Annotated in this window: 11 protein-coding genes; 7 read left to right on the forward strand and 4 right to left on the reverse strand. The window is 38.6% G+C overall.

Annotation, left to right across the window (positions count from 1 at the left end; translation table 11 throughout):
- Positions 1-39 precede the first annotated feature (39 nt).
- From EFY79_RS07280 to EFY79_RS07290, 3 genes are all read right to left on the reverse strand, one after another.
- Positions 40-1,281 carry a sulfate adenylyltransferase subunit 1 gene (locus EFY79_RS07280; RefSeq protein WP_123120012.1) on the reverse strand — a complete coding sequence of 414 codons (1,242 nt, stop codon included), beginning with the start codon at positions 1,279-1,281 and terminating at the stop codon, positions 40-42.
- 159 nt (positions 1,282-1,440) lie between these two features.
- Complete coding sequence (gene cysD, locus EFY79_RS07285) at positions 1,441-2,349, reverse strand: sulfate adenylyltransferase subunit CysD (protein WP_123120013.1); 909 nt, start codon at positions 2,347-2,349, stop codon at positions 1,441-1,443.
- Positions 2,350-2,370: 21 nt separating this feature from the next.
- A complete protein-coding gene (locus EFY79_RS07290) occupies positions 2,371-3,099 on the reverse strand; it encodes a phosphoadenylyl-sulfate reductase (RefSeq protein ID WP_123120014.1) in 729 nt (242 codons plus the stop codon).
- Between the two features lie 343 nt (positions 3,100-3,442).
- On the opposite strand from EFY79_RS07290, the gene mnmE reads away from it, so the two are divergent.
- Positions 3,443-4,816, forward strand: coding sequence for a tRNA uridine-5-carboxymethylaminomethyl(34) synthesis GTPase MnmE (gene mnmE, locus EFY79_RS07295; protein WP_123120015.1), 1,374 nt, complete (start codon positions 3,443-3,445; stop codon positions 4,814-4,816).
- 354 nt (positions 4,817-5,170) lie between these two features.
- On the opposite strand, the gene EFY79_RS07300 is transcribed toward mnmE, so the two are convergent.
- On the reverse strand, positions 5,171-6,202 hold the full coding sequence (locus EFY79_RS07300; RefSeq protein WP_123120016.1) for a LacI family DNA-binding transcriptional regulator: 1,032 nt from the start codon (positions 6,200-6,202) through the stop codon (positions 5,171-5,173).
- A 105-nt stretch (positions 6,203-6,307) separates the two neighbouring features.
- On the opposite strand from EFY79_RS07300, the gene EFY79_RS21405 reads away from it, so the two are divergent.
- The 6 genes from EFY79_RS21405 to EFY79_RS07330 all read left to right on the forward strand — a co-directional run bounded on the left by EFY79_RS21405 (position 6,308) and on the right by EFY79_RS07330 (position 14,772).
- Complete coding sequence (locus EFY79_RS21405; protein ID WP_158605172.1) at positions 6,308-6,517, forward strand: hypothetical protein; 210 nt, start codon at positions 6,308-6,310, stop codon at positions 6,515-6,517.
- Positions 6,518-6,818: 301 nt separating this feature from the next.
- Positions 6,819-7,430: an RNA polymerase sigma factor gene (locus EFY79_RS07310; RefSeq protein ID WP_123120018.1), complete on the forward strand. Its 612-nt coding sequence runs from the start codon at positions 6,819-6,821 to the stop codon at positions 7,428-7,430.
- Positions 7,431-7,549: 119 nt separating this feature from the next.
- Positions 7,550-8,767, forward strand: coding sequence for a FecR family protein (locus tag EFY79_RS07315; RefSeq protein ID WP_123120019.1), 1,218 nt, complete (start codon positions 7,550-7,552; stop codon positions 8,765-8,767).
- Positions 8,768-9,033: 266 nt separating this feature from the next.
- Entirely contained in the window at positions 9,034-12,366 is a 3,333-nt protein-coding gene (locus tag EFY79_RS07320) for a TonB-dependent receptor (RefSeq protein ID WP_158605173.1), read from the forward strand.
- A gap of 27 nt (positions 12,367-12,393) precedes the next feature.
- On the forward strand, positions 12,394-14,265 hold the full coding sequence (locus EFY79_RS07325) for a RagB/SusD family nutrient uptake outer membrane protein (protein WP_123120021.1): 1,872 nt from the start codon (positions 12,394-12,396) through the stop codon (positions 14,263-14,265).
- Between the two features lie 69 nt (positions 14,266-14,334).
- Entirely contained in the window at positions 14,335-14,772 is a 438-nt protein-coding gene (locus tag EFY79_RS07330) for a DUF5018-related domain-containing protein (RefSeq protein ID WP_158605174.1), read from the forward strand.
- Positions 14,773-14,812: the final 40 nt, after the last annotated feature.

Here is a 14,812-nt window from a genome sequence, read left to right on the forward strand (position 1 = left end):
TAAATTGGTAGGATTTAAAGGCAAAAAAATTATTGGGGGTTACTGAATCATGCAGGCACCGACGGTTACAAAGCTCGTTTCGTCGATTAAAATTGCTCCCCCGTTTTGCCTTAATTTTTCATAAGAATCGAAACTTACAGGAGAGGCTGTTTTTATTTTTGCCTTTATGATATCATTCAATACCGCTTTTTCGGGTGAATAGTTTTTATCAAACGTATTCACGTCTAACTGGTATTCTATTTCTTTTATAACCGCTCTTACGCGATTGCTGTTTATTTGTAGTAAATATTTATTTCCCGGAATTAATGGTTTATTATCCATCCAGCAAAGCAGGACTTCAAATTCCTGGTCGGTTCTTGGCTGATTGCCCGTGGGAACTATCATATCGCCGCGGCTGATGTCTATATCATCTTCAAGGTGAAGCACCACACTTTGCAAAGCGTACGCTTCCTCTACTTCTTCGCCACCGGTTTCAATGACTGTAATTTTGCTTTGAGTACCTGAGGGAAGAATAGTCACCTGGTCGCCTTTTTTATAAACACCACTGATAATTTTGCCGGCATATCCCCTGTAATCGTGCAATTCCGGGGCCTGCGGACGAATTACATATTGAACTGAAAATCTAGCGTCATCAAGATTTACATCTGAATGTAGTTGCACATTTTCCAGGTGACTGAGCAAAGGTTCGCCTTCATACCAGGCCAGCTTAACGGATCTTTCTACAAGGTTATCTCCGTTTAAAGCACTGATTGGGATATATTTCACGTCTTTTAATCCGAGTGATTTAGCCACTTGCTCATAATCAATTACAATATTGTTGTAATGATCTTCGCTATAGTTTACAAGATCCATTTTGTTAATCGCTACTACTACATGTGGAATATTTAATAAGGATGCAATAATCGAATGGCGGCGGGTTTGCTCCACTACGCCGTTACGTGCATCAACTAAAATAATTATCAGTTGCGCGTTTGAAGCTCCGGTAACCATGTTCCTGGTATATTGAATATGACCCGGGGCATCTGCAATAATGAACTTACGCTTGGGAGTTGAAAAATATTTATAAGCTACATCGATAGTGATGCCCTGTTCGCGCTCTGCCCTTAAGCCATCTGTCAGCAGCGCCAAATCTATTTCTCCGTTTTCCTTATTTTTTGTTTGCTTTTCGATAGCGGCGAGCTGGTCGATTAATATGGATTTGCTGTCGTATAGCAGCCTTCCGATTAATGTGCTTTTGCCATCGTCCACGCTTCCGGCGGTTATAAATCTTAGAATGTCCATTAGTTCAGTTATTAGTTATTAGTTATTAGTTATTAGTTGAGAGTTGTGAGTTGTTAGTTGTGAGTTGCGAGTTGTGAATTAAAGTTGTGAAATTTCATTCTTCATTCCTTCATTTCACGAATCACCATTCACGAATCACCATTCACGAATCACCAATCACTAAAAATACCCTCCCTTCTTTCTGTCTTCCATTGCGGCTTCAGATACTTTGTCGTCAATTCTTGTTTCGCCTCTTTCGCTGGTTTTGGTAGCTATGATTTCTGAAATAATTCCATCTACATCTGTAGCATTTGATTCCACCGCAGCGGTACACGTCATGTCGCCAACAGTTCGGTAGCGCACTCTTTTCTTTTTAATAATGTCAGTAGCATCTAATTTTATAAAGTCGGAAACGGCTACTAACTGGCCTTCATGCTCTATCACGTTTCTTTCGTGCGCAAAATAAATCGGGGGCAATTCAATTTGTTCTCTTTTTATATAATTCCAGATGTCAAGCTCTGTCCAGTTGCTTATAGGAAAGGCTCGTACGTTTTCGCCTTTATGAATTTTGCCGTTATAAATGTTCCACAATTCAGGGCGTTGCAATTTTGGATTCCACTGGCCGAATTCGTCTCTTACAGAAAAGATTCTTTCCTTCGCCCTGGCTTTTTCTTCATCACGCCGGGCGCCGCCGATTAAAGCATCAAATTTATATTCTTCAATTACATCAAGCAGCGTAAAGGTTTGCAGAGCATTTCTGCTCGCGAATTTTCCTTTTTGCTCTGTCAGGTTTTTTTGTTTGATGGTATCTTCTACTTTGGCAACTACCAGCTTTTCACCAATTTTTTTCACGAGATTATCCCTGAATTCCAGGGCTTCGGGAAAATTATGGCCCGTATCAATATGCACCAGCGGGAAGGGAAATTTTCCCGGGCGGAAAGCTTTTAAAGCGAGATGTACCAGCGTAATAGAATCTTTACCGCCTGAAAATAATAAGCCTGGTTTTTCAAACTGGCCCGCAACTTCGCGCATAATATGGATAGCCTCAGATTCTAATTGTCCTAAATAATCAAGATAATATTTGCTCATCTTTTAAGTAATTATATTTCTTTAAGATTGTTGTTGATGATGGATATGAAGCCCGCACTCTTTCTTCGTATTATCTTCCCACCACCAGCGGCCCGCCCTGAAATCTTCCCCCGGTCGGATGGCTCTTGTGCAGGGAGCGCAGCCAATGCTTACGAATCCACGGTCGTGCAGAATATTGTAAGGCACATTGTGTTCATTAATGTAATCTTTTACTTGCTGGGTAGTCCAGTGTAAAAGAGGGTGGTATTTTATAATTTGATTTTCTTCATCCCATTCCACCTGCTGCATATCATGGCGATTGGCAGAATGTTCGGCGCGAATTCCCGTAATCCAGATGGAATTCCCTTTTAAAGCCCTTTTAAGTGGTTCTACCTTTCTTACGAAACAGCAGGCTTTGCGCTGGTCTACCGATTCATAAAATGAATTGGGCCCATGCTTTGCAACAAAGGGTTCCAGAATTTTATGATCAGGATAATAAGCCTTGATTTTCGTATTATACCTTTCATTTGTGGCGCTCCAGACTGAATAGGTTTCTTCAAATAATCTTCCGGTGTCGAGCGTAAAAATTTTTACCGGAAGAGTATTTTTAAAAATAAGATCGGTAATCACCTGGTCTTCATAGCTAAAGCTTGATGATAAAGTCACCTGGTTTGGAAATTTATCAGAAAGTTCTCTTATTGCGTCAGGGATGGCCAGAACTTCTGCAAGAGCCGCTATTTCAGTGGTTTGATCTTTTAAAGATTGTGCCATTTATATAAAATATTGTTTAAAAAATTGGGATTGGATTGGAAAAAAGGGGAGCAAAGCTCATTTCGTAAAAACCAAAAATTCAACAGACCCGCATACTGCCGCAGAAATTGCGTTTGGCCATTAAAAACGTAGGTGATGTTATCATGTTTTTTTGAATAGTCTACCGCGAAGGTAGGGTAATCAGATTTAAAAAATCAATTTTTTTTTCCCCAGAATTAAAATTTTCTTTTTTGTAAGTTTCCGGTACGCAGCAGGCAGAATAAAAAATTATCGTATTTCTTGCTTTACTGTTCTTTTATGTTTCAGTAATTGCAGGCAGTGGCAAAGAAATTACCTTTGTAGCATGAACAATAAGTTATCTGGATGGACTGATACTATTGTGGCCATCGCCACGCCACCTGGAATAGGAGCCATAGGAGTTATAAGAATCAGTGGTGAGCAGGCTTATGACATTGTGCAAAAACTTTTTCCGTCAAGAAATCTTAAAGAGCAGCAGGCAAATACGCTGCATGTTGGATTTTTAAAAGAAAAGAAGAATATTTTGGATGAAGTGGTGATTTCTCTTTTTAAAAAGCCTTTCTCCTACACCGGCGAGGATGTAATAGAGATCAGTTGCCACGGATCGCCGTTTGTGCAGCAGCAGGTACTTGATGCGCTTATCAGAAACGGAGCAAGATTAGCCAGGCCCGGCGAATTTACGCAACGCGCTTTCCTAAACAAGAAGATGGATCTTACGCAGGCCGAGGCTGTTGGCGATCTTATTGCCAGCAATACCAGGGCTTCTCAAAAATCTGCCATGAACAATATGCGCGGCGGATTTTCAAAAGAATTAAAAAGTTTGCGCGAAGAGCTGATAAAATTTTCTTCCCTTATTGAGCTGGAACTAGATTTTAGTGAAGAAGATGTTGAGTTTGCCGATCGCCACCAGTTTTCCTTATTGATTCAAAAAATATCGAAGGTGGTAAATGGTTTGCTGGCTTCCTTTAAATTAGGGAATGTGATTAAAAACGGCGTGAGTGTAGCAATTGTGGGAAAACCCAATGCGGGAAAATCAACCCTTTTAAACGCGTTACTAAATGAGAACCGCGCAATTGTCAGCGACATTGAAGGAACCACGCGCGATACTATTGAAGAGATTATAAACATAAATGGCATCCTGTTCAGGCTTATTGACACTGCGGGTATTCGGCAACATTCGCAAGACATTATTGAAAATATGGGTGTGATAAAAAGCAGGGAAAAAATACAGCAGGCAGATATTGTTTTGTATTTGTATGATGTAAATAAAATGAGCACTGATGAACTGCAGGCCATTGTTTCTGAAATCAAAATGGAAAATCCCAATTTATTGGTAGTGGCCAACAAGGTTGACCTCTATCGCGAAAATGGATTCAATCATATACAAAGCGAAGTTTTTATTTCCGCACAGCAGCAAACAGGCATTGAGGAATTAAAAATGAAATTATTTGACATAGCAGGCGGCGCTGAAATTAATAAGGAAGATGTAGTGATTACCAATGCAAGGCATTATGCGGCGCTTTCGCAGGTTTCAAAAAGCCTGCATGAAATAGAGGAGGCGATTGAAAGAAAATTGCCCGGAGATTTATTATCTGTTGATCTTAATGAATGCCTGCAATACCTCGGCGAAATAACAGGCGAAATCACCAATGAAGACAGGCTGGATTATATATTTAGCAAGTTCTGTATCGGAAAGTAACCACCTGACCCGAACTTTGAGGCCGGCTTGTATTCGTTCGAATTCAACATTACCTTGTGTTAATTAAATCATAGGCTCACAGAACTTTATCTTTCGGTATCATCAATTGGGTGTATGAAACATATTTAGGAAACTGAAATAAATTCAAAAACGCAAACGGTTGTTTGAAATCTGTAGTTGCGTGGAATTACTGAGATCAGGCAATGTATTAGAAGATCAGTTTGCACTATTTCCTACAACTACCTTTCCTGTTAAAAATTTGCATGTGTTTAAGGACGGATTATTTTTAGGGCAAAGCCTGAACCGGCACTTATGTATCATTCCATTTTACACTGTTCATATCTTTTACATTCTTCAGGTTGCTTTTTTATTAACTATCAGTTGTCCTTCAATAACAATATTGCTGAAGGCACGCTCAGAAACAGTTGAATCCTTTTGCTTTTCAAAAATGTTGAATAAAATTTCAGCAGCTTTTTTTGCTTGCTCATATGGAAACTGTTCAACTGATGCCAATGGCGGATTTTCAAGATAGCTAGTAATTGGTAAATTAGCATAACTTACAAAGCAGATGTCCTTATTTATCTTAAGTTTGGCTTTCCTGGCAAACTGTATAGCATCTAAGGCCACATAATCGTTAATAGTTACGATAGCAGTAGGAGGCTTCTTTAAATTCAGCAGGTTTTCCATCGCCAAAAAGGTTTTTGCTTGTGTCAGATCTGTTGATTCAAGCAATGAAACATCAATTTTAATCCTCTTCCTTTTTAAAACCTCCAAATAAGCATCGGTCCTATCCTTGCATGATTTCATTTCTTTTGGTCCATTGATTAATCCAATCCTTCTATGTTTATTTTTTATTAAAAATTCAATCGCCTGCCTTGTTCCTGAAGCAATATCTGAGGAAACCTTATCAACATTGGAAAGGTTCGGAACACGGTCAAAGAATACGATGGGGATATTATAGCGCCCTAATTTCAATAAATGATCATAATTCTCCGTGTATTTCGAAATAGAAACGATCAATCCATCCACCCGGTGATTTTTCATAGCGTTGACGATTTGTATTTCTTGTTCTACATCGTCATGTGACTGGCCTATAAGAACACTGTATTTTTTTTGTTTGGCAATATCTTCGATCCCATTTATGGCCTGCGAAAAGAAATCTTCTTTCAAATTTGGAAGTATGAGGCCAATAGTGTGTGTCTTTTGTTGTTTAAATAAAAGTGCTGTTTGGTTCGGTTCATAATTTAACTCTTTAGCAAGCTTCTGAACCTCTGCTGTAGTACGTAGGCCGATGCTTGGATGATTCCGTAAAGCACGCGACACCGTTGATACTGAAAAGTTCAGCTTTTTAGCAATTTCTTTGAGAGTGGCGATTTTATGTTCCATATAAAGCAGTATATGCAATATACGGAAACTGACCCAAATAAATGGCAGTCCATTACTGCACCGTTGAAAGTCAGGATGAGTCGGCAATCAAGCGATTAGTAGATTTTGACGAAAGTACTATGTGGCACGCCAAACGGTGGCGTTAATCTTGTCGACAAGAGTGCGATTGAAGGGAATACTTATCTGTTCATTTTAAAATTGAAGGCCCGTCGCAACGTGAAATTTAATTTGAAAATAACTGATGGCTTTTTGGTGGATAAGAATTTGAGCACCGCATGGTTAATAAGGAAGGAAGAACAGAGAAATCGCATTTAGACCATCCAGAACGGCAAACTATTAAATTAATATGTGTTGCAACATTGGGAAATCATACTGCCCATGTAAAATCGATTAGAAAAATCAGGCCATCAATCGCAACTCCTGGGGAAGAAAAATCTTTAGAAATAGAAAAACGGATATGCTAATCATAAAAGAAATGAAGTTTGTCGATATAGCCCTTCATAAATTATCGTGACCGTCTTATCAATGCCAACAAAAGGACTCGATTAAATTTGTGCAAACGGTTGTTTAAACTTTTTACCAGGAAAAAACTTAGTTTGGCAAAAAGAAATTAAAATTGCTTTTTACTGAGATTAATTCTACCAACGAGAAAGACCTAATCAAGTTACTTGCCACGGGTAGTGAGCCCGCCTTTGAAGAGCTATACCGTTTATACAGCCATCGTTTAATTCGCTACCTGATCAAAATGGTTAAATCAGAGACTTTAGCTGCAGAAATCTTGCAGGAGACATTCATAAAAATATGGAGTTGCCGTGAAAATCTGGATCCTGAACTTTCTTTCAGGTCATATCTCTTCCGTATTGCAGAAAATCTTGTTTACGATTTGTTCCGCAAGACGGCTCGCAACAAAAAATTAGCTAACGTCTTAATAAAAGAAAGCTTTGCCTACTCGCATGTAGAGGAAAGCTTTTTTATCAAGGAAAATAATAAGTTTTTGCGGGAAGCCATTGAATCATTGCCTGCAAAACGCCGCGAGGTGTTTCAAATGGTGAAAATCGAAAAGCGGTCTTATGAAGAAGTAAGCCGGGTGCTCAATGTTTCCACTTCCACCATCAACGACCATATTGTAAAAGCAACCAAAGCTGTCCTTGAAAGGTTGGAGCGCTTTCATGTTATTGAGCATGGTATTTTATCTTTTGGATTGTTGCTATATTTATTTTTCCGCTAAAAAGATTGAAATATTTTCCGGCTACCAAATTATCTTCAAAAAATCCCCCTGTTCCTAAAATAATTTTTTCTCAAGCAGATGTAAGCTTCTTTTAAAACGTAATAGCTGAAAGAAAATCGTTGGACCTGGGAAAAAAGGATATTAAAAAGTTATTTCAGAAATACATCGACAATGGATGTTCGCCTGTAGAAATTGAAATGTTACTACGGTATTTTTCTGATGCAGAAAATGAAGATTTGTTGAAAAGCCTTATAAAAAAAGAATCAACCTTCAATGACGAAATAATGAATGATTCAGATCATTCCGTTTTATTGAACGAGACTTATGAAAAAATAAAAAGTGCTATTACTAGAAATAAAAGACAGAATCAGGCTATCGTAGTTCCCTTTTATAAACAAATTTGGTTCCGTGCCGCAGCCGTAGTTGTATTTCTTTTTTTGACTGGGGGAACTGCTTTTTTTTATTTTAACCGGCAGCAGGATAAAGTTATTGCGCACATTGAAGAAATTCACCAGGATAAGGATATTCAACCAGGGAAAAATAGCGCTGTACTTACGCTTTCAAACGGGACACAAATTCTTTTGGACAGTGCCGTCAACGGTGCTTTGGCGCAACAGGGAAATATGAGGGTTTTAAAGTTTAATGGTCGGATAGCATACAGGGCAGACGAAGGAAATTCAAATGTAAAACCGGTTTATAATACCATCACTACCACGCGCGGGAATGAATACCTGTTAATCCTTGCTGATGGTACTAAAGCCTGGCTCAACGCGGCTTCTTCTATCCATTTTCCAACTGCTTTTTCCGGAAATGAAAGAAAAGTGGAAATAACCGGGGAGGTTTATTTTGAAGTAGCACATGATCGCTCAAAGCCTTTTAAAGTCGAATTCAGTAATGCCACAGGTGAGAAAGGTGAAGTGGAAGTGTTGGGAACTCATTTTGATGTAAATGCCTATCCGGATGAAACCAATATTAAAACAACGTTGTTGCAGGGTTCTGTAAAAGTTAGTCAATCTGATAAGATTCAAATGCTCTCACCGGGCCAGCAGGCCATCATTAGTTCAGATAAGATAACATTAAAAAAAGATATAGATGTTGCACAGATAACCGCGTGGAAAAATGGATATTTTTTGTTCAACAACACCGACATACAATCAATTATGCGGCAGGTGTCCAGATGGTATGATATAGATGTAAGTTTTGAAGGAAAAATTCCATCCGATGGATTTACGGGAAAGATTTTGAGGAACGTTCCCTTGTCAAAGTTCTTAAAAGTGCTTGAGATGAATGATGTGAAGGTGAGAAGAGATGGAAGAAATGTGACGGTTATTTTTTAGAAAAACAACCGATAGTAAACGAAGAAATAATTAAGATTTTGATTTTATAAAAGAGTGGCTTAAAAAACCGGCAGTGTTGGTGCACTACCGGTTATAATCTTAGGTTTATTACGCCTTGAAAAGCATAAAAAAGCGGGTTCTGAACTGCTTAATTTTTCACCTAAAACCAATCCCGGGTATCGGGATAAAACAAAGTTATGTTTTTAAAACTAACATCGGATCTGCCTTTTTCAAAATGGAGGTATTTGAAAAAAACATTGTTGATTATGAAATTCTTTGCCATTTTTCTTTTTGCGGCTTGCATGCAGGCAAGCGCTACCGGCTACTCGCAGAAGATCAGCCTGGCGCAAAACGATGTGTCTCTGAAGAAAGTTTTTAAAGAAATTGAAGCACAAAGCGGCTATCATTTTTTTTACAAAGATAAAGTGCTGAAACAGGCTGGAAACGTGAGCGTTCACTTGTCTGATGCAACGATTGAAGAAGTGCTGAATCAATGCTTTAAAGGTCTTCCTTTGTCTTATTCTATCCTGGACAAAATTGTGGTGGTAAAAGCGAAAAAGCCAACATTGAATCCCATACCCCCGTTGGAAGCGTTTTCGATCACACCACTTCAAATAATTACAGGAACAGTAAAGGATAGTAAAGGAAATCCTTTGGCAGGTGTTTCTGTTGTAGTAAAAGGAACGACAAGGGGAACGAGTACTGCTAACGATGGAAGTTTTAGTATTGATGCTGATAAGGGAGACGTGCTGGAATTTACGAATGTTGGCTATCAGAAAAAGGCTGTAAGAGTGGAAGGTGATATTAATTTAAATATAGTAATGGAAATAGAAGTATCGGTGGGAAATGAAGTTGTGATTATAGGTTACGGTAAAAGCACGAAGCGTAATATAAATAGTGCTATCAGTACATTGCCGATGAATAATGTGGCACCCATACCTGTTCAATCCATTAATGACGCAATAGGCGGTAGAATTCCGGGGGTAATTGTTACCGCAAATAGCGGTGCTCCTGGGTCCAAAAGTCAAATATCTATTAGAGGTGGAGGAACTCCGTTATTTGTTATTGATGGGGTAATTCGCTCTCAAAATGATTTTGAAAATTTAGACCCAAATGATATTGAAACATATTCTGTATTAAAAGATGCTGCTTCGACTTCTTTATATGGTGCGAGAGGAGGAAATGGCGTAGTTCTGGTAACCACCAAAAAAGGGGCGGCCGGAAAAATAAACATTAATTATTCATTTAATCAGATATATTCTCAACCTACGATTCGTCCAAAAAAGATGAGTTCATATGATCATCTGGCTGCTCTTAATACGGTTTATCTAGCTGAAGGGAAAACTCCACCTACGGCCGATACTATTCTGCAATATTATAAAGATCAAACAAAACCATTCGAATATCCGAATACAGACTGGCAGAAGATTTCACTTAAGAATTTTGCACCTGAACAGCGGCATGACCTTTCATTGTCAATGGGTACCAAAGAGCTTACTTTTTATGGATCGTTATCAAATTATCATCAGGGAACAAATCTTAAAACCGATCATAACTATAATAATAGAACCACCTATAGGTTAAATACGGTAAGTAATTTTGAAAAAATACACTTAAAAGTAACTACCGGACTTGATGGTTTTTTAGAGAAAAACGTAGTACCTAATACAACCATAGACGGAGGTGCAGGTTATAACGGAATTTATAGTTTAATACAAAATCATGGGCCACAACAGTTGGCATATAATGAATATGGATTGCCGTATGCGGGAACATCGGGTAATACCGCTCGTATATTATCCAGCTTGTCAGGCTATAACAGAGGGGAGTCCCATGTGTTTAACAGCATCTTGAATTTCGATTATGCGGCTCCATTTATTAGTGGATTGCATTTAAAAGCGAATGGAAGCTACAATATGTGGAATTCTATAAATAAATTATGGAATATTACTGCGCCAGCGTATGCTCTTCATAGCCTACAACCAATCCCGGGATCACCTCCAAGTCTTACTGGAGTAAGAGGGGATGGGAGCACCCTTACGCTCCAGGGATTTATTACTTACGAACGTTCGTTTGGCGATCATAATATTGACTTTACAGGCGTGTATGAGCAGGCCCAGGATAAAAGTGAAAATCTTTCAGCTAGCCGGCAACGGTATCAAATTCTTTTTGACCAGTTTATTGCTGGACCCACAGTTGATCAGTTGGCTAACGGTTCGGAATCAGAAAGCGCAAGAGCTAGTTATATAGGCCGATTGTCATACAACTTTAAATCAAAATATTTCATGGATGCAACTCTGCGATATGATGGGCTTGATTTGTTTCCTCCAGGTAAAAGATGGGGGACTTTTTATGCATTCGCTGGTGGATGGATATTGTCAGAGGAAAACTTTATGAAATCATTAAAGCGTAATAATATTCTGGAGTATTTGAAGCTACGTGGGTCTATTGGACTCACGGGTACAGTTGACGGCATTAATAGTTTTCAATATGTGCCAGGATATAATGTTAATGCAAATGCCTGGGTTATTAATGGGCAACCTGTCCAAGGAACTTCGGAACCGGGCACGTTACCAAGTACCAATTTTTCATGGTATAGTATTTATAGCAGAGATTTAGGGTTTGATTTCGCGACTTTACAGAATCGACTTAGAGGAAGCGTTGATTATTTCTACAAACGTACAACCGGTTATGTTGCTTCCGATACGCGATATGCTGCCGTTCTTGGTGTAGCCTTACCGCCGATAAATGATAAGAATGCTGCATTACGAAGAGAGGGCTTTGATTTTAATGCAAGCTGGAGTGACCATGTGGGAAAATTTGGTTATAAAATCGGGTTCAATTTTACGCGGTTTAACCAACTATGGGAGCTTACCTATTGGGAAGATGAAGCCGCTTTAAAAAATCCATATACAAGGACATCGGGGTTAAGTGATGCGTCATTGCAAACAGGATATATCAATCAAGGATTTTATCAAAATAACAGTGATTTGTTGAATGGTTCAAGAAGGATAAGTTCTACAAATGCGGTAGCAGGAGACCTGGAATATAAGGATGCTAATGGAGATGGCAAAATTGACGCCGATGACTTCAGGCACATAGGAAGTAATACTTTTCCGCGGGTTAATTATGGCCTCACCATAGATTTGAATTACAAAGGAATTTTTTTGAATACGGTGCTCATGGGATCGGGAAAAAGAGACCGCTATTTGGGTGACGTAATACAAGGTGGTTCTGTACAGGGGATATTGCTCTATGGATTTCAAAAGTATTATTGGACTCCAGAAAATACAAACGCGCTTTTTCCTAGGCAAGTCTCTTCACCGGGAGTTAACGGCAGCAATAATTTTGTAACCAGTGATTTTTGGTTGCTAAGATCTTCCTATGTTCGATTAAAATATGTTCAATTAGGCTATGATCTGAAGTCAGGTGTGTTTAAGAATATGCCTTTTCAAGACTTTAAGATATTTATCTCCGGTACCAATCTTCTAACTTTTTCTAAGAGTCTCAATTATTTTATTGATCCCGAATCAGATCCTAATAATTACGGATATCCGATTCAGCGCACCATCGCTTTGGGTTTAAATGTAGGATTTTAAGTCGTTCAAAAAATTAAAAAAATAATCATGACTAAACATAAAAAAATAAATCTCATAATATTCGTCACAACTATCATCATATTTATTTCCTGTACAAAAGAAGTACTGGATACGCAACCATATAATAAAATAAGTGAAGATGTAATTTGGAATAATAAAGCTAACGCAGAAACTTTTATTTATTCGACCTATAACTCTATAATGTATGCCTTTGCCAGCGGCCCTCAGACAGACCCGTATACAACCAATACACTGGGATTTGATGACATATACAACTACTCGGCGCCTATCTTCACTGGAAGTGTCGACAGGAATACTGATAAGGGTTTCAATAACTGGGCCCAGGTTCGCCGCTGTAATATGATCATAGATAAGATCGGTGAATCAACAGGTATTTCCGACGATGATAAAAAGGCGTTAATAGCAGAAGGAAAATTTTTGAGGGCAATGTCGTATTTCAATGTGGCACGTAATATCGGCAGAATGGTGTGGATAGACAAAGTTCTTTCTCCGGATGACAGTTTGCTTCTGTCATCCACAAGTAATCCTACAGAATCTTATAAATTTATTATTAAGGATTTGGAAGATGCAGTCCGGAACTTACCTGCAACTAAAATAGAAGGCCGGGCAAATAAATATGTGGCAGCGGCGATGCTTTCTGAAGTGTGTTTGGAAGCATTGGCTTATGAAAATTATCCTGATGCACCTAATATTTCTCCATCTGACTCTTTAGTTGATTTAGCGATACAATCCGCGCAAATGGTGATTAACGAAGGAGGTTATTCTTTGGAGCAGGATTATGGATCGATGTTTAATGATATCAATCCTGGGTCTTCTGAGATAATAATGGGCATTTACCGAAAAGCCATTAACACTACTTGTGACGGAACTCCTATGCAATTGATGGTTCCTAATATGAGTAACGCATCTATATCTCAATATGGCGGAAGCCCCTTATTGAATTCTTCTATTAGGATTTTTGAAGCCTGGGTACAACATGGTCCCACAGAAAATTTAGCTAAGGATTATCTGGTTATAGATAAAAGTGATCCCTCCATTGCTTTACCATGGAATCAAACATCGCAGTTTAAAAGTGCGATCAATGTAAGTGCAACTATTCCGACTACAGAAATTCCTCAGGCAGGCGGAGAAGTGTCTGTTAGTCATGGTTCCATAAAACCGGGTAGTGATGAAAGCATTTGGACTCTTACAAATGAAAAACGAGATGCCAGGTGGGCTGCTACCTTTATAACTGATTCTACTCAATTCTATGGCGAAACTTTAACGACAAGTGTTCTTGGCAATGCCACCAGGTGGATGAAGATAAGAGGCGCGGCGTATTATTTAAGTCTGACAAATATGTACTGGCGCAAAGGCGTTTATAATAATGTAAATCCAAGAATTTATGTCGGTATCCCAACGGATTACCATTATGTTGTAACACGTCTGGGGAGAGTTTATTTAAATTTGGCTGAAGCCTATCTACTAAAAGGAGATATTTCGGATGCAGTAGCTGCATTAAACAAGACCAGATCCGTTCATGGCAAATTGCCGCCTTCAATGGCCGCTACATTAGTAGATGCGTGGACAGATTATAAGCGTGAACGAAGGGTGGATTTAACTTTGGAGAATGATTATTATTGGAGTTTATTGCGTTGGGGTAGATACGGTGGACCTGCCAATCATAATACAGTTTCTGGAGGGGTAATACCGGAATTAACAGAAACACCGCAAGTATTGGATGTCAGCAAAGACAGAAAAGATTTTTCTATAGTTGAAGGCCCGTTCTTTGGATCGAATAATGTACGGGTTTTTGAGCCGCGTCGTTATCTGTTTCCTATTGCACAAAGTTATCTTGATCGAAATCCAAAATTTGGACCGCAAAATCCAGGCTGGTAAAATATTTTAAATTTTAAGAAAACTATTATGAAAAAGCAGAAAACGTTTTATATATCAATTAGTGTTTTAATGCTAATAACACTATTCACTTCTTGCCTCAAAAAGGACTTACCTGATTATCCTGCCTGGAATGGCAATTATATTAATAATGTATTTGTTGAATACAGATGGGAAGACCTGAATAACCTATATAACGGAAAACCCGTTGTTGCATATCAAAAACTACAAGTAGAGGAAGAGATAGATTCTTCAAAAAATATGATTAACATACAAATAACGGTACCTGCTGTCAGCGGCACATTTACAGCGGATGTAAGAAATAATGTAAGTCAAAGCCATCTTTGGATGTATTCAGATATTTCTACTGCGGCGACAGTTGCCCCAACCGGTAATACACCAAAATTAGGCGACCCCGCGGATTTGACACAACCACAAACCTATGTAGTAACGGCTGCAAACGGCCAGAAAAGAACCTGGACAATTAAGGTAACTTCATTTATAAAATAATAGATAATTGCAGTTTTTTATAAAATAAAACAGGATAGTA

This window comes from Hanamia caeni, assembly GCF_003721595.1.
Lineage (GTDB): Bacteria > Bacteroidota > Bacteroidia > Chitinophagales > Chitinophagaceae > Ginsengibacter > Ginsengibacter caeni.